Source organism: Lentzea sokolovensis, assembly GCF_033949975.1.
Lineage (GTDB): Bacteria > Actinomycetota > Actinomycetes > Mycobacteriales > Pseudonocardiaceae > Lentzea > Lentzea sokolovensis.
Genome location: NZ_JAXAVU010000013.1, coordinates 297,423 through 314,130, shown reverse-complemented (window position 1 = coordinate 314,130; position 16,708 = coordinate 297,423). Strand labels below are relative to the sequence as shown.

General features: G+C 70.7%; 14 protein-coding genes. 12 read left to right on the top strand and 2 right to left on the bottom strand.

Translation table 11 applies throughout. The features are described from left to right. Position 1 precedes the first annotated feature (1 nt). From SK854_RS32710 to SK854_RS32670, 9 genes are all read left to right on the top strand, one after another. The gene (locus SK854_RS32710) at positions 2–2,467 is read left to right on the top strand and encodes a hypothetical protein (RefSeq protein ID WP_319978988.1); all 2,466 of its coding nucleotides are present in this window, start codon (positions 2–4) and stop codon (positions 2,465–2,467) included. Between the two features lie 10 nt (positions 2,468–2,477). Next, complete coding sequence (locus SK854_RS32705; protein WP_319978987.1) at positions 2,478–3,323, top strand: hypothetical protein; 846 nt, start codon at positions 2,478–2,480, stop codon at positions 3,321–3,323. A gap of 3 nt (positions 3,324–3,326) precedes the next feature. Continuing rightward, entirely contained in the window at positions 3,327–4,541 is a 1,215-nt protein-coding gene (locus SK854_RS32700; RefSeq protein WP_319978986.1) for a hypothetical protein, read from the top strand. A gap of 11 nt (positions 4,542–4,552) precedes the next feature. After that, complete coding sequence (locus SK854_RS32695) at positions 4,553–4,999, top strand: hypothetical protein (protein ID WP_319978985.1); 447 nt, start codon at positions 4,553–4,555, stop codon at positions 4,997–4,999. 181 nt (positions 5,000–5,180) lie between these two features. After that, positions 5,181–6,839: a SpoIIE family protein phosphatase gene (locus SK854_RS32690; RefSeq protein WP_319978984.1), complete on the top strand. Its 1,659-nt coding sequence runs from the start codon at positions 5,181–5,183 to the stop codon at positions 6,837–6,839. 78 nt (positions 6,840–6,917) lie between these two features. Further along, the gene (locus SK854_RS32685; RefSeq protein ID WP_319978983.1) at positions 6,918–7,721 is read left to right on the top strand and encodes a GAF and ANTAR domain-containing protein; all 804 of its coding nucleotides are present in this window, start codon (positions 6,918–6,920) and stop codon (positions 7,719–7,721) included. Between the two features lie 67 nt (positions 7,722–7,788). Beyond that, positions 7,789–8,193 (top strand): ATP-binding protein, encoded by a 405-nt coding sequence (locus tag SK854_RS32680; protein ID WP_319978982.1) that lies wholly within the window; start codon positions 7,789–7,791, stop codon positions 8,191–8,193. Between the two features lie 172 nt (positions 8,194–8,365). Beyond that, entirely contained in the window at positions 8,366–9,037 is a 672-nt protein-coding gene (locus SK854_RS32675) for a response regulator transcription factor (RefSeq protein ID WP_319978981.1), read from the top strand. Then, the gene (locus SK854_RS32670; RefSeq protein ID WP_319978980.1) at positions 9,034–10,437 is read left to right on the top strand and encodes a sensor histidine kinase; all 1,404 of its coding nucleotides are present in this window, start codon (positions 9,034–9,036) and stop codon (positions 10,435–10,437) included. Before SK854_RS32675 ends, SK854_RS32670 begins: the two co-directional genes overlap by 4 nt. Here the strand turns inward: SK854_RS32670 and SK854_RS32665 are convergent, their stop codons facing one another. Both SK854_RS32665 and SK854_RS32660 read right to left on the bottom strand, forming a co-directional pair. After that, positions 10,438–12,210 (bottom strand): sugar phosphate isomerase/epimerase and 4-hydroxyphenylpyruvate domain-containing protein, encoded by a 1,773-nt coding sequence (locus tag SK854_RS32665; protein ID WP_319978979.1) that lies wholly within the window; start codon positions 12,208–12,210, stop codon positions 10,438–10,440. Beyond that, complete coding sequence (locus SK854_RS32660) at positions 12,200–13,048, bottom strand: shikimate dehydrogenase (protein WP_319978978.1); 849 nt, start codon at positions 13,046–13,048, stop codon at positions 12,200–12,202. Before SK854_RS32660 ends, SK854_RS32665 begins: the two co-directional genes overlap by 11 nt. A 110-nt stretch (positions 13,049–13,158) precedes the next feature. Here SK854_RS32660 and SK854_RS32655 point away from each other — a divergent pair, with 110 nt between their 5' ends. The 3 genes from SK854_RS32655 to SK854_RS32645 all read left to right on the top strand — a co-directional run bounded on the left by SK854_RS32655 (position 13,159) and on the right by SK854_RS32645 (position 16,591). Next, a complete protein-coding gene (locus SK854_RS32655; protein WP_093600852.1) occupies positions 13,159–13,800 on the top strand; it encodes a TetR/AcrR family transcriptional regulator in 642 nt (213 codons plus the stop codon). A 75-nt stretch (positions 13,801–13,875) separates the two neighbouring features. Continuing rightward, positions 13,876–15,180 carry an MFS transporter gene (locus SK854_RS32650; RefSeq protein WP_319978977.1) on the top strand — a complete coding sequence of 435 codons (1,305 nt, stop codon included), beginning with the start codon at positions 13,876–13,878 and terminating at the stop codon, positions 15,178–15,180. 64 nt (positions 15,181–15,244) lie between these two features. Further along, positions 15,245–16,591: a hypothetical protein gene (locus SK854_RS32645; RefSeq protein ID WP_319978976.1), complete on the top strand. Its 1,347-nt coding sequence runs from the start codon at positions 15,245–15,247 to the stop codon at positions 16,589–16,591. Positions 16,592–16,708: the final 117 nt, after the last annotated feature.

Sequence of the window (16,708 nt, the reverse complement as noted above, 5' to 3'; positions counted from 1 at the left end):
CATGACCTTCAGCGAAGAGTCCTATGTGGATGAGGTGCTCGTGCCGGTGTGGACCGGCTGGTCTCCGCACCGCAACTACTTCCGGGTGTACCGCCTGCCGCCCCACCCTCGTCAGGCTGAGGTCGACGCGGCACTGGCCGACCTGCCCGCACGGTGGGGAACGCCCGAGTTGCGTCTGCACGCGGTGGCCTGCGAACGCCTGCACGCCTGCCACGCCACGGCCATCGCGGTGCTCGGCGACCCCGCCGCCCGCGCCCGGCACCGGGAGTTCGTGGAACGTGAGCACCAGGCCCTCGTCGAGGTCGTCCGCCACCGTCTGCACGGAGCGCCGGCCCTGGCCCGTGACGACGTCGCCGCCGTGGTGCGCGTCGCCGGTGGCCGGTGGAGCACTCCCGACGTGGTGGCCGCGCTGCACGCCGTCGGCGCCGCCGTGCGCGAGCCCGTCCCGCTGCCGCGCACACCCCGGCCGAAGCGCTGGCAGACGTTGCGCGAGCACCTGGCCGACCTTCCGCACGACTCGTTGTGGGAATACCTGTCCCGCACCGCGGAACTGCGCGGTGCGGACACCACCCCGGCCGAGGTGGAGACGCGGCGACAACGTTTGCGGGTCTCGCGCGACCGGGCCGCGGACGCCGAACGGGCCGTTCTCACTCTCGTCCGGCTGTGGGCGGCGGCGCCCGGTGGCCTGTCCGCCGCACTCGCGCACGACCTGCTGGCCGAACTCGCCGCCGCGACGGTGTGCGGCTATCAGGCCGTGCGAGACCTGGCCTCACCACAACGTTGCGCCGCGACCCTTTCCTCCGATCCCGACGCAGTGGCGTACGCCGTCTGGTGCGCTCGCGAGGAGGCGGCGTGGACGGAGGCCTACTTCGCGGCGGTCGACGAGCACCGGCTCCCCGTCGCGCTGGACCTGCTGGAGTCACGCCCGCTGCCCGACTCGTGGGCCCGCGTTCGCGACGGGCTACGCGCCCAACTCGACCGTCTGCTCGCAGATCTTGCCCGAGCTCGCGAGGCGGAGGCCGCGAACCCCGAGGACGCCGCCGCCCGTTACCTTGCGATCGATCGCGAGCTGACGGACCCGGCTGTCGACGAGGGTCTTCTCCGTTGCCCTGCCGCCGCTCCTGCCGCGGTGTCGGCCACTGTGGACGGTGCCGCGGTCGTCGTGGACTGGCAGCCATCGCCTTCCACCGCGGGAAACATCGGCTACCGGGTGAGCCGCGGAGCGACGCTGCTGGCCGAGAAGGCGACCGCGCCTCTCGCCGACCTCGAAGCTCCAGCCGGCGTGCCCCTGATCTACACCGTGACGACGTTGCGTGATGGCGTGCCAGGGGGAACCGCGGCCGCCGAACCGGTCGCGGTGCTGCCCGAGGTGACGGACCTGAGGCTCGTCACCGAACCGGGAGTCGTCTTCGGGCGGTGGAAGCTGCCGCCGGGGGCGTCGCGGGCGGTCGTCCGGCGCACCGGTTCCGACGTGCCCGCTGACGAGACCGGCTTCACCGATCGGAACGTGGAGCCCGGAACCGCGTACACCTACCGGGTGCTGGTCGAGTACGCGACGCTCCGCAGCCCCGGCATCGACGTCCGGGTGGTCTGCCTGGGCGAGCCGGACGCCGTCACCGACCTGCGGGCCGTGGCGGCGGGCGACGTCGTCGACCTCACCTGGACACCTCCGCACGGCGACGAGGTCGAGATCCGGCTGCTCACCGCGCCCGAGGCCGCGCCGGGTGGCGTGGTCCGGCTCGACCAGGCCGCGCTGGCGGGACCGGTTGTCGCCACGAGCCGGTGCGGACGCGTCCGGGTGCCCGCCGCCGACCTCGCGGGCGGGCGCACGCTGGTGCCGGTGACCGTGTCGGGACCGGTGGCCACCATCGGCACACCGGCGACCGTCGACATCTCGTCCGTGGAGGTGACCGGCCTGCGCGCGGTGCGGCTCGGCCCGCAGGTCCAGCTCTCCTGGCACTGGCCGGCCTGGGCGCGGGAGGTGCTGGTGGTGTGGCGGCACGGCGGCCCGCTCGCCGGACCGGACGACCCGGCGGCACACCGTTGGCGCGTCACGAGAACCGCCTACCTGAGCCGCGGAGCGCGACTGAACGCGGCCGAGGCGGGCAGTCACCGGTTCGGAGTGTGCGTCCTCGGCGACGGGCAGCTCGGTCCACTTGCGACGGTCGAGTCGCCCTGCCCGGTCCAGCTGCGCTACCGGCTGCACGGGCGGGCGCGCACGTTCGCGGTGGAGGTCGAGTGCGACGCGGACCTTCCCGACGTCGTCGTTCTCGGGAAGGAGGCCCGGCGGCCGCTGGATCCCGACGACGGTGTCGTGCTCGCGACGGTGCCGGGCGGGCAGCGGGCCGGCCGGGCAGAGTTCACCGTGCCCGCCGAACTGCGCGGGCCGGTGCACCTGCGGGCGTTCGCACTCGACGACTCGATGTGGGTGTGCCATCCCGACCCGCGCGACCTCGTCGTGCGGTGATCGGAGCGCCATGATCTGCCCGTACTGCCGGACTCGGTGCTCCGGCGACCAACTGCTGATGAGCTGCGGGCCGCTGTGCGCGTCCGCACGACCGTTCCCGGTGAAGGCCCTGCGGCGCAACCGATGCCCGCACGGCCGCGTTCCGCTGGCCCGGCGCGTCTGCCCGGCCTGCGGACGCGCCGTTCCCCGCGAGTACGCCGAGGCGACGGGCCGCGCGATCGTCGTGGTGGGAGAACGCGAAGCGGGCAAGAGCACGTGGATCTCGGCGGCCGTCCGCCAGTTCGAGACCGGCGAGGCCGCGCTGGCGGGACTGTCCGTGCACCTGCTCGGCGAGAGTTCCCGCAACCGGTACGCGGACCTGCGCACACTCACGACAGAGCCGCTGCTGATGAGCATCCGGTCGGTGAGCGCCAAGCCGTCGGTGCTCGCGCTGTACGAATTGCCGGAGGACGACTGCCCGCCGGACGTCATGGCCACCGCGGCGGGGGTGGTGCACGTGATCGACCCGGTGCGGCTGCCCGGCGTTCGCACGCTGTTCGGCCTGGAACCCCAGCCGACGCGACTCACGCCGTGGGCACACCAAGTCCCGACGGCGATGACGGTGAGCAAGCTGGACCTGATCCGGGACATGTTCACCGACGGCTCCCCGCTGCGGCGCCCCGGCCTGCAGGACCGCGGTCACGTGGAGTCGGACAGCCTCGACGTGCACCACGAGGTCGAGGCCTGGCTGGCCCGGTGGGGCGGCATCGAGACCCCGTCCGGTCATCGCTGCTTCGCGCTGTCCGCAGTGGACGGACAGCGGGTGGCGGAACCGTTGCTGTGGCTGCTCTCCCAGCTCCGCGCGACGAGGACCTGAGCCGTGGGCGTCTTCGCTGTCGTGGCGTTCGTCGTCCTCGCGCCGCTCGCCCTCGTGTCGTTCGTCGCGGCGTTCGCGGCGAGCACGGCGATCGGCATCGCGACCGCGATCCGCAGCCCGGCCCGCCAGGAACCGGCGCACCGGACCGGCGAGGATCCCGCACACCGGCTCTACCTGGCAGGCCCTGCGCTCCAAGACGTCGTGCGACTGAGCCGCGCCGCCGTGCACGCGACCTGTCGCCGGCTCGTGGCACTGCCGGATCAGGAGTTCCCGGACTCGATGTTCGCCCGGATGTGGCGCAGGCGCTCGATCAGGAACCTGGACGGGCCGCTGATCCTCCCGCCCGCGGGCCTGGCAGGCGGGTACGCGCTGGGGTTCCTGACCGTGACGCTGCTGATCGCGGCCGTCACAGCCCTGCACGCGGTGCTGGCGGGCACGGTCGTCCTGGCCGTGCGCGGCACGGCGTGCGGCCTGCGCTGGTTCGAGATCATCACGCTGACCCTGCGCGGCATCACCACCGAATGCGGCACGTGCGAGCAACGGGTCCGCCCCGCGTACACGTGCGCGTGTGGACGGGTCCACCACGACCTCGTCCCAGGCGTCCTGGGCGTCTTCCGGCGAACCTGCCTGTGCGGCCACCGCCTGCCGGTGCTTCTGCTCAACGGCAAGCACTCCCTGCCCGCGAGCTGCGGCCGGTGCCACACCCCGCTGCCACCGCTGGCGCAGTCGGTCCCCGCCGTGCACCTCGCGATCGTGGGCGGCACGGCGGGACGGGCGGCCTTCGCCGATGCCGTCCCGGCGCACGGCATTCTCCTGGGAGAAAAGAACTCCCGGCGCCGAGTGCACCTCCACGACGTCATCGGCGACACGTTCGAGCACGCCACGGTCCTCGGACTGGCCGGCGGCGTGATCCTCGTCGTCGATCCGTTCGCCGGTCCCGACCCGAAACTCGTGCTCGACCGCGTGACCGAGGCGCAGACCGAGCTGCGCGGAACCGCGATTCCACTGGCCGTGGTCCTCACCGGCACCGACGCGCCGGCCACGGGAGACCACTCGATGACCATCAGGCAGTGGCTGCTCGACCACGGCCGCGTCGACCTGGTGAACACCGCGCGGAACCACTTCACCCGAGTCCGCTACTTCGTGGCCGCCGACGCCCCCTGGGCGCCCGTCCTCTGGCTGCTGGGCCACGTCCCACCTGGGCGTTCGGCGGTATGATCCGGCGCATCATGGGCGAAGGCACGGAGGACCCCGCGGGCAACGGCGACGCCGTCATCGACGACCCCATGCTCACCACGCCGCTGGCCAGGATGATGGCGCTGGCGATGGGCACGGACGTCCGCGTGTTCGAGGTGCCCGTGGCACACAGCGCGGGACTCGCGGGCCTGGTCGGCGTCGGCTCCGGCCCGGACGGCGAGCCGCAGTGCAAGATCGGGCTCACCGACGACCTGGACGACGGCCTGCGCGCCGACGTGCTCGCGTTCGGCCTGGCGGTGCTCGTCGGCACGCCGGAGATCCTCGACGAGAGCCCGGACGGCGTCCTCGGCATCAGCAGGGAGCGGCTGCCCCAGGCCGGCAACGGCCCCGGCAATCTGGCCTGGCACATGCTGCAGACGTGCGGGCGCGAGTCGCCGTCCGCGACGTTCCGGCTGATGATCATCCAGCCCGACCTGTAACCCGCGCCGGCTCGAACACCGCGCACTCACCCGCACGTCCTCTGTGGACCTGCCGTGCCTCCGTCAGGCTGATTCCGTGTTTACCCGCGCCAGGAGCCGGGTATGAAGATTGCCGGAAGTACCGGCATGCCAAAGAACCTGGAGCCAAGCCTGTGTGGTGAGACAGGAGGAACGACCAGTCATGTGGTTCGTGGACGGGAAGAACGCGGAGTTCCTCAACGGCGCGCCGGCGGGCACCATCGACCTCGCCCGCGGCCTCGCCGGGTCGGGCCGGTCGTTGCCGGAGATCGCGGCGATGATCGAGCGGGCGCCGGTGGGCTTCGCCGTGGTGGACGAGCGGATGCGGTTCCTCTACGCCAACCCGGAGTTCGTGTCGATGCACGGCCTGGCGGGCAGTGACCACGTCGGGCTGACGGTGAGCGAGGTCGTCTCCCCCGCCTATGAGGCCACGCTGGAACCCCACGTCGCCGAGGTGCTCGGGGCCGGTGCCGTCCACCGCGACGTCGAGACCCGTGCCGACGTCGGAAACACCAGGAAACAGCTCCTGCTCAACCTGTTCCCGCTGTGCGATCACGAGAACGAGGTGATCGCCGCCGTGGTGGCGGTGCAGGACCTCACCAGGTCCCACGAGGTCGCCGAACTCGAAGGCCTGCGCGTGGAGGCCGAGTGGGCCGACCGGCTGGACCGGACGCAACGCGTGGGCGGCACGGGTTCCTGGGAGATAGAGCTGCGCAGCGGCAGGATCGTGTGGTCGGCCAACCTATGCCGCATCGCCGGTGTCACCCACTCCCCGAACACGCTCGAGGAAGTCCTCGCGCTCGTGCATCCCGAGGACCTCGAACCGGCCAGAGCGTCCTTCACCGGCCTCACCCTGCACTCGCCGACACCCGACATCGAATACCGGCTGTGCACGCCCGACGGCCGTGTCGTCGTGATCTCCGCGATCGCCGAGGCGGTCGCCGACGCCACCGGAACCGTGGTCGCGCTGCGCGGCATGTGCGTCGACCGCACTGCCCGGCGAACGGCCGAGGCCGACGCGCGGGCCGCCGTGGTACGGGCGGACGAGATGACGGAGCAGCTGAAGGACGAGCGGGAGATCGTGCTGCAGTTGCAACGGGCCCTGCTCCCGCCGAGCATTCCCGCCGTCGAGGCGACCGAACTGGCCGTGGCCTACCAGCCCGCGAACAGCTCGGCCGGTGTCGGCGGCGACTTCTACGACGCCTTCCCGCTCGCCGACGGCAGGCTCGCGATCGCGGTCGGCGACGTGATCGGCCACGACATCAGGGCCGCGGTCACGATGGGCAGGGTCCGCAGCGCCATCCGCGCCTACGCGATGCTGGACCCGCTTCCCGAGCGCGTGCTGCGGGACCTGAACCTGCTAGTCCACTCCGGCAACGACATGACGATGACGACGGTGTTCTACGGCGTTTACACGCCGTGGGACGGCACTCTCCGCTACGCCAACGCCGGTCACCCTCATCCGCTGCTGGTCCGCGACGGCGTCGCCCGTCCGATGGCGCACCGGCACGGCCTGATCACGGGCGCCGTGAAGCACGCCGAGTACCTCGCGTTCGAGACGTCCCTTCGCCCGGATGACGTGCTGGTCGTCTACACCGACGGGCTCGTGGAACATCGCCACGACGACATCGACACGGGTGTCGAGAAGCTGTGCGCCGCCGTGACTGCGCCGCACCTGCCCGAACGCCTCGACGAGCTTGTTCCGGCGGTCATCAGCGCCGTCGCTCCCGAACAGGGTCGCGACGACGTCTGCGTCCTCGCGCTGCGCCCCAGACCGGATCCGCCCAAGTTCACCGCGGCGAGACCGGACCCCGCACGGTGAACAGCCCTACGATGCTCTAGCGAGCGTCGAGCAGCCTGCGCCGTGTACTCCCCCAGGCGAAGTAAGGAGTGCGGCGGCATGGCCGACGAAACAAGAACGTTCCCGCCGTCACCGGATCACCCGGACGACGACCGGCCTGATCTGGTCGAACGTCTCGACGAGACGACGGAAGCGCTCGCGGTGCTGCGCGACGCGCTGACCGGCGAGGAAGACCTGAACGAGGCGCTGCAGCGGCTGGCGGAGACAGCGGCCAAGGCGATCGTGGACGCCGACGCGGTGACGGTCTCGGTGCTCAAGCTGGACCAGACGCACACGGCGGCCGCGACCGACCAGCTTCTCGTCGAGGTCGACGAGAAGCAGTACAGCGCCGACCGCGGTCCGTGTCTGGAGGCCGCCCGCACCCTGACGGCCGTCCGCGCGGTGGTCGGCGAGCACCTCAACGAATGGCCCGAGTTCGAGACGGCCGCGGCGGCACACGGCATCCGCGCCTACCTGTCCGTGCCCGTGGTGCTGCCGGCGTCGGAGAGATCCGAGGCGCAACACGTGGGCTCGCTCAACATCTACAGCCGCACCGCGGCCGCTTTCGATCCGTTCGACGAGAGCCTGATGCGCCTGTTCACCACCGCGGCCTCGGCCACGATCACCAGCGCGCAACGGTGGCAGCGCTCCCGCAAGCACATCCAGTACCTGGAGCAGGCGCTCGAGTCGCGTGCCGTCATCGAACAGGCCAAAGGCGCACTGATGGCCGCGTACGAGTGCACGGCGGACAAGGCCTTCACGATGCTGGTCGAGCGCTCCCAGCGCGAGAACGTCAAGCTCCGCCAGGTCGCCGTCACCCTCCTGCAGACCGTTACCCGCTCAGGTGAGCCCGGCAACGGTTGATCGCTTCGCTGAGCGGGCATCCCATCGGCGACGCACAAGGCGTGACATCGCGAAGGAGGGCGCAGTGATGAACGGCAGAACCTCTTCGGATGCCGCGCACGTCCTGGAACTCGACCGCGACGCCACCGACCTCGGCAGGATTCGCCGGTGGACCGAGGCCGCCCTCCCCGGCGTGCACCAGGACGAGCTCGTCGACGTGCTGCTGGTGGTCACGGAGCTCGTGTCGAACGTCTACGACCACGCGCGGTTCCCGGCACGTCTCCGGCTGCGGAAGTCCGCCGAGCCGTGCACGGTCACCATCGCGGTCGAGGACGCCTCCCCGTCGAAGCCCGTGTTGCAGCCGGTCTCGCCCGACTCGGTGCGCAGCCGCGGCCTGGTGATCGTGAACCAGCTGGCCAAGCAGTGGGGCGTGGTCCAGCGCAGGGTCGGGAAGTCCGTGTGGGCGCTGGTCCCGTGCCCGCTCACCTCGTGAGGTGATCAGAAGGTGGCAGCGCCGCTCCCCCCGCTGCGCCGCCACCTTCTCCCCCGATCGCGGATCCCCTCATCCACGCGGCAGAGCCTGCCAGGGTGAACCTGAAGGGACGCTGAAAGAACCTGAACCGGATTTCAGGACGCGATCATGAGCGATGCGGCACGCTGCTCCCATGCGCGTGCTCGTCGTGGAGGATGATCCCCGTCTCGCCGACCTGCTCACCCGCGGCCTGACCGCCGAAGGGTTCGCCGTCGACGTGGAGCGCACCGGCACCGACGGACTGTGGCGGGCGCGGGAGCACCCGTACGACGTGATCGTCCTGGACATCATGCTGCCCGGTCTCAACGGCTACCGGGTGTGCCAGGAGCTGCGGGACGCGGGCGTGTGGACGCCGATCCTGATGCTCACCGCGAAGGACGGCGAGTTCGACGAGGCCGAGGGCCTGGACACCGGCGCGGACGACTACCTGACCAAGCCGTTCTCCTACGTGGTGCTGGTGGCCAGGCTCAGGGCGCTGGCCCGGCGGTCGCGCACCTCCCAGCCGGTGCTGCTGCGGGCCGGTGACCTGGTGCTCGACCCGGTCAGCCGGGAGTGTCACCGGGGCACCGCGCGGATCGACCTGAAGGCCAAGGAGTTCTCGGTGCTGAGCTTCCTGCTGCGGCACGCGGGCGAGGTCGTCACCAAGACGGAGATCATCGACGGGGTGTGGGACGCGGCGCAGGATCCTGACCCGAACCTCGTCGAGGTCTACATCAGCGCACTCCGCCGCAAGATCGACGCACCGTTCGACCGGCGGAGCATCACCACCGTGCGAGGTGTCGGCTACCGGCTGGTGGACCGATGAAATCCTTGCAGGTCAAGGTGACCGTGCTGGCCACGGTGATCACCGCGGTGCTGATCGGGCTCGCCGGAACGCTCATGCTGACGGCGCAGCGCCGGCAGATCGCCGACCAGACCGCGGACAGCTCGCGTGTGCACTACATGTGTTCCAGCCAGAACTGCGTCGAGCTGCGCGCGCAGACGACCGCCCCCACGCCCAGTGCGCTGGTCCGGTACGCGAGCACCGAGGTGCGGCCGGAGTTGTCGATGTGGCCGTTCACCGGACTCGGCGAGACCCCGTACCAGGTGATCGGGAGAGGGCCGCACCCCGACGAGGAGTTGACGCTGACGGTCGTCTACCAGGCACAACAGCAGCTGAACAACGCGACGCTGGTCCTGTTCGGCGTGCTCGCCTCGATCACCGCGCTGGTGTCGGTCACGGTGCTGGCCGCGGCCAGCCGGGTGCTGCGGCCGGTGGAGGCGATGCGGGCCGAGGTCGCCGAGATCAACGAGCACAACCTCACCCGGCGCGTCCCGGTGCCGTCCTCCGACAACGAGATCGCCCGGCTGGGCAAGACGCTGAACGAGACGCTGGACCGGATGCACCGGGCCGTCGAGGACACCCGCAGGTTCGTCGGGGACGCCTCGCACGAGCTGCGCAGCCCGCTGGCCGCGTTGCGCGCCGAGCTGGAGATCGCGCTCTCCCACCCGCACCTGGCCGACTGGACCACCGTCGTGAAGGCGGCGCTGGAGGACGCCGAACGGCTGCAGGAGCTGACCACGGATCTGTTGCTGCTGGCCAGGTTGGACGCCGACGCACTGGACAGGCAGGACACCGTCGACCTCACCGCCGTGGTGCGGCGGGAGGTCTCCCGCCGTGGGACGGTCACCCTGGAGGCCGACGACCATGTCCTCGTTCCCGGGCGGCAGGCCCAGCTGTCCCGGCTGCTCGGCAACCTGCTGGACAACGCCGAACGCCACGCGGGCACCGCGGTCGTCGTGCGCCTGCGCGGCGGGCCTTCCGCGACACTGGAGGTCATCGACGACGGCCCCGGCATCCCCGAAGCGGACCGGGAACGCGTCTTCGACCGGTTCACGCGGCTCGACGAGGCCCGCACCCGTGCCGCGGGCGGCGCCGGTCTCGGGCTCGCGATCGCCCGGCGCATCGCCACCAGGCACCACGGCACGCTGGAGGCCACCGACGCCGAGGGGTTCCGCGGAATCCGTTTCGTGGCAACGATTCCGACCGGTGTTCCGCTGCCGAGGAAAGCCGCCGCGCAGCAGCGCGCGGGCGACGAGGTGTGGCAGTTCCTCAACGGCTCGATCGTCCCGACGCACGGCCACATCCCCGAACCGCGCCCGGCTCCCGGGCAGGAGCTGGAGTGGGAGCTCATCTTCGGGGAGCACCCGCCGGTGCCGAGGTGATCAGGTGCGGGCGAACCGCCGCGCCTCGTGGTGGGCTGCCATCCGGACGGGCGCGTTGACCACCCCGAACCCGCGGTAGCCGCCGATCCGTTCGACCACCTCGAAGAACACCCTCGCACCCGCCAGTTCGGTGTAGAAGTGCAGGTACTCACCGAACTCGTCGCGGTCGTAGAGCACCGAGTTCCGCCGCAGCGCGCCGACCCGATCGGCCGGCAGATTCGTGCGCGCCATCAGGTCGTCGTAGTAGTTGCCGGGGATGTCGAGCAGCCGTGCGCCCAACTCCCGCAACGTTTCCGCGCACGCGACCGCGTCGGCACAGGTGAACGCGATGTGCTGGGGCTCTGCCACCGCCGGTGCCCAGCCCCCGCGCCGGACCAGCGCGCAGTCCAGGGTGAGCCGGACGCCGCCGCCACTCACGCCGCGCCCGCGCACCAGGCCGAACGGCGCCGCGAACTCCGCCGTCACCCCCGGTTCCAGGCCCAGCACCGACCGGTAGAAGAGACCGGCCTCGTCGAAGTTGTCGAACGGCTGGGTCAGCGCGACGTGGTCGATGCCGGTGATGCCGGCCTCCGGCGCCGACTCCCCGGTCGGCACGAAGTCGCCGAGCCAGTCGTCGTCCGCGCACAGGAAGATCTCGGTGCCGTCGGGTGCGGCGATCGCCGTCAGCGGCGCCTCGCCAGGACCGGCCTTGCGTGCCAGTGGGGGCGCGAGCAGGACCTTCGCGCGCAACGCGGCGGCGGCCGGGTCCGGCACGGACACGCCGAGCGCACCGATCGCGCCGAGTTCGCCTTCCGCGTTGACCAGCACGCGCGCTTCGCCCTGCGTCCACAGCTCCACCGGCTTCGAGCGATGCACGCCCGTCCGCGTGAAGCCCAGCACGCCGAGGTCGGACTCCCCCACGACCTCAGCGAAGGCGTAGCCGGTCGGAACGGGCGCGGCGGGAACGTCCAGCAACCGCAAGGAGTCCTGCAGACCGACGAGCGACCGCATGGCGTCGACCGCGGCGCGGTGCGGGTCGGACTGGCGGAAGACGTCGTTGAACACCTCGAGCGAGAGCGGACCGCGGTACCCGGCGTCGAGGACGTCACGGGTGAAGGTGGTCAGGTCGAAGTCGCCCTGTCCCGGGAAGAGCCGGTGGTGGCGGCTCCACGGGAGGACGTCCATCGGCAACGTCGGCGCGTCGGCGAGCTGCAGGAAGAAGATCTTCTCGCCCGGGATCGCGCGGATGGCCCTGGGATCGTCCCCTTTGGACAGGATGTGGAAGCTGTCGAGGCAGACGCCGAGGGACGGATGCCCGGCGCGGCGCACGATCCGCCACGCGTGCTCGTAGCCGTTGACGTACCTGCCCCAGGCGAGCGCCTCGTAGGCGATGCGCAGGCCGCGTTCGCCCGCGCGCGTCGCGAGCAGGTGCAGCTGTTCCGCGGCGAGATCGTCGTCGTCGATGGCTTCTGGCGAAACGGAAGAACACACCAGCACGGTGTCCACGCCCAGTTCCGCCATGACGTCGAACTTCTGCTCGGCGCGGCGGAGGTTGGCGGCGAGCACGTCCGGCGGCACGGCCTCGAAGTCGCGGAAGGGCTGGTACAGATCGATGCTCAGGCCGAGGTCGGCGCAGCGCTGCCGGATCTCCGCCGGGCCGCGGCGGTCGGCGAGCAGGTCGTTCTCGAAGAGCTCGATGCCGTCGAAACCCGCCTCGGCGGCCGCGGTCAGCTTGTCGTCCAGGGTTCCGGACAGGCACACGGTGGCGATGGCGGTGCGCAGCTCAGGACGCATGAGCGGGCTCTCCTTCCAGCTCCTCGAAGTGCGCGAGCATCCGGTCGGCGTCCGGTTCGACGCCGGTGAACAGCCGCAACGACTCCGCGGCCTGCAGCACGACCATCCCGCCGCCGTGCAGCACCCGGCAGCCTCGTGCCCGTGCGGCGGCGAGGAGTGCGGTCTCCAGCGGCCGGTAGACGATGTCGGCGACCCAGAGTTCGTCCCGCAGCAACGACTCGTCGAGTGGCAGGCCGGGATGTGCCGCCATACCGGTAGGAGTCGCGTGAACGAGACCGTCCGCCGTGCGCACGGCCTCAGGGGTGCAGGTGGTGGCCCGGCCGACGCCGAAGCCGCGCTCCAGTGCCGCCACCAGCTTCGCGGCACGGTCCTGGTCGACGTCGTGGACGCCGAGGTGGCCGATGCCGAGCGAGAGCAGCGCGTGGGCCACAGCGGCGCCCGCCCCGCCCGCGCCGAGCAGGACGACGTTGCGCATCCCGGCGTCCGGCAGGCCCCGGCTCAGACTGCGGGCGAACCCCGTCGCGTCCGTGTTGTGGCCGATCGCCCTGCCGTTCTCGAAGACCACGGTGTTGACGGCGCCGAGCGCGGCGGCCTGTGGGACGAGTTCGTCGAGGTGCGGCAGGATCGCCTGCTTCGCCGGATGGGTGATGTTGAGGCCGTCGAACCCCTCGGCCCTGGCCTGCGCCAGCACCTCGTTCAACGGCAGTCCGATGACGTCGAGGTCGAGCAACCGGTAGCTGTAGCGCAGCCCGAGCTCGGCGGCCTCGCGCTCGTGCAGCGCCGGGCTCAGCGACGGGCCGATGCCGGAGCCGATGAGCCCGATCAGGTAGGTGGTCACCCGGCCTCCACTTAATGTACGAACTAGTGAGTTCACTATACCGCTCCGAGTCGCCTGCAGGAAGTGCTGCTCTAGAGTTGGCTGGTCATCCGCAGATCGAAGGGGGCTCGGTGGCCGCACCGCCGTCATCCGATGAGCGCCAGCGGGACAAGGACCGCACCCGCGCCGACATCCTGGACGTAGCCACGCGGGAGTTCGCGGACAAGGGCTACACGGGAGCGCGGGTCGACGAGATCGCCGAGCGCACCAGCACGACCAAGCGGATGATCTACTACTACTTCGGCGGCAAGGAACAGCTCTACATCGCCGTTCTGGAGCAGGCCTACCTCGCGATCCGGGCGCTGGAGGCCGAGCTCGACGTCGAGCACCTCGAACCGGAGGACGCCATCCGCCGGCTCGCGGAGCTGACCTTCGACCACCACGAGGCGCACCCCGACTTCATCCGGCTCGTCAGCATCGAGAACATCCACCGCGCCGAGCACATCGCGCGCTCGGAAGTCCTGGCGGGACTCGCGAACCCGGCGCTCGACGGCCTGACGCAGATCCTCGAACGGGGCCGCGCGGCCGGCCGGTTCCGCGACGACGTGGACCCGCTCGACGTGCACATGGTGATCAGCTCGTTCTGCGTCTTCCGGCTCGCGAACCGGCACACGTTCGCCGCCATCTTCGGCAGGGACATGCTCGACCCCGGCCGCCGCGAGCACTACCGACGCATGCTCGGTGACATGCTGATCGACTATCTGACCAGCTGAAATCTCACTCTTGACACACGGGGGTCACATATCCGACCTTGTATTAACTAACTAGGTCGTACATGGGAGTACGCCGTGACCACATCGATGGCCCGCAAGACTGCGCTGGCAGCCTGGATCGGCAGCGCCCTCGAGTACTACGACTTCTTCATCTACGGCACCGCCGCCGCACTGGTCTTCAACAAGGTCTTCTTCCCCGCCGCCGATCCGGCGACGGGCACTCTGCTCGCGCTCGGCACGTTCGGCGTGGGCTACCTCGCCAGGCCGCTCGGCGCGTTCATCCTCGGCCACGTCGGGGATCGCTTCGGCCGCAAGAAGGTCCTCGTCTTCACGCTGCTGCTGATGGGCGTGGCCACGTTCGCCGTCGGCTGCCTGCCCACCTACGCCACGGCAGGTGTCCTCGCACCGATCCTGCTCGTCTTTCTCCGCCTGCTGCAGGGAATTTCGGCCTCGGGCGAGCAGGCGGGTGCGAACTCGATGTCGCTGGAGCACGCCCCGGACAACCGCCGGGCGTACTTCACCAGCTTCACGCTGAGCGGCACGCAGGCGGGGCAGATCCTCGCAACGGCGATCTTCCTGCCCGTGGCGGCACTTCCGCAGGAGGACCTGCTGTCGTGGGGCTGGCGCGTGCCGTTCTGGTGCAGCGCGATCGTCGTGGTGGTCGGCTTCGTCATCCGCCGCAAGATCGACGAGACCGCGGAGTTCAAGCGCACCAAGACGGCGAAGCTCCCGGTCGCGGTGCTGTTCCGGACGCATTGGAAGGACGTCCTGCGGGTCGTCCTCGCGGCCACCATCGCCTCGGTCAGCACGATCTTCACCGTCTACGCCCTGAGCTACGCGGTGAACACGATCGGCCTGGCGCGCACGCCGATGCTGTGGGTCGGCGTGCTGGCCAACGTCGTCGCGCTGGCCGCGATCCCGTTGCTGGCAGGGCTTTCCGACCGGATCGGCCGCAAACCCGTGTTCCTCGCGGGCTGCGGCGCGTGCGCGATCCTGATCTTCCCGTACCTGTGGTCGATCTCCATCGGCGCGTACGGACTGGTGTTCGCGCTCGGCATCCTGCTGTTCGGCGTGTGCTACTCCGCGATCAACGGCATCTGGCCATCCCTGTACGGCGAGATGTTCAGCACCGAGGTCAGGCTGTCCGGCATGGCGATCGGCACGCAGATCGGGTTCGCCATCGCGGGCTTCGCGCCGAGCGTGGTGGCGGCGATCGGGTCCGGGCGAGACGACTGGCTCGGCGTCGCGATCTTCACGGCGGCGGTGTGCGCGCTCAGTGCGACGGCGATCGCGACGGGACGTGAGACGTACAAGCGTCCCACGGCCGAGCTCGGCCGCCTGCCGCAGGAAGCACCTGTCGGGGCCTCATTGGGCCGTTGAGTGGTGACCGGGGCGGCTCCGCCGGGGTGCAATGATCCGGCGGAGTCGCCAACGGAGGTGTGCCATGCGAACACGGTTCGTGGTGTCGTTGCTGGGGCTCGTGCTACTCGCGGGTGGTGCGCCCGCGGTGGCCGAGCCACTGCACGTGCCCGGTGACCAGCCGTTGCCCGGTTACACGATCGTCAACCCTCCGCTGGCGCCGGAGGTGATCGACGGGCGGCCGACGAGGGTGCTGCAGGGCGTTCACAAGCACTCCGCGTACGTCGTCGAGGTGCCCGCGAAGTGGAACGGCCGGCTGGCCATGTGGGCGCACGGATACCGCGGCACCGGCACCGTGCTCACCGTGGACCCGCCGGCGTACGGCCTGCGCACCCGGATGCTCGGCCAGGGTTACGCCTGGGCCGCGTCCTCCTACTACAGCAACGGATACGACGTCCGTGCCGGCGTCACGGCGACGCACGACCTGGCCCAGCACTTCGGCACTCTGGTCGCCAGACCGAAAGAGGTGTTCGTCGCGGGGGTGTCGATGGGCGGGCACGTCATCGGCCGTTCACTGGAGCAGTATCCGGGCTTCTACGACGGCGCTCTGCCCATGTGCGGTGTGCTCGGCGACCACGAGCTGTTCGACTTCTTCCTCGACTACCAGCTGACGTCGCAGGCGCTCGCCGGGATTCGCGCCTATCCGATCCCGGCCGACTACCCGACGGCCGTGGTGCCGCGCATCCAGGAGAAGCTGGGGCTGACCGGACTCGTGCCCGGCGGCCCGGACACCGTCACGGACCGGGGCGCCCAGTTCCGCGCGAACGTCGTCGAGCTCAGCGGCGGACCGCGTCCTGGCTCGACGCCTGCTTTCGCGTACTGGAAGGACTTCCTGTTCAGCCTCGCCTCGCCGGCGAACGACAGCGCGCCGCTCGCGCTCGACCCCGGCCGGCTGGCGACCAACCTCGGCACCCGGTATCGGCCGAACACCCCGGTCGATCTCAACCGCCAGGTACAGCGGGTGGCGCCGCGCGACTGGCGGACCCGCCTCTCCCCCGCGCTCACCGAGGTGCCGGGCATCGCGGGCAGGCCACAGGTTCCGGTGCTCTCGTTGCACGGCCTGGGCGACCTCTTCGTGCCGTTCTCGATGGAACAGGACTACCGGACCGACGTCGCCCGCCACGGTCAGTCGAAGTTGTTGGTGCAGCGGGCGATCCGCACGGTGGACCACTGCGAGTTCTCGCCGGCGGAGGCAGGTGCGGCGTGGGACGACCTCGTGGCGTGGACCGGCCGCGGCCGCAAGCCCGCCGGTGACGCGATCGGCGATCGTGACGCGGTCGCCGCGCCCGGTTTCGGCTGCCGGTTCTCCGATCCCACCGCCTACAGCGGTCCCGGCACCCGCAGGTTGTTCTCGCCCTGTCCGGTGAACTGAAGTCGATGGCGGTTTCGAAACTTTGCCGTTCGACGTCCTTCACCGCGACGCCGGGCGGGGCATTCACCTGGAAGTTCGACGAATTCGACAGGTGATTCAACGGATTCGACGGCTCTT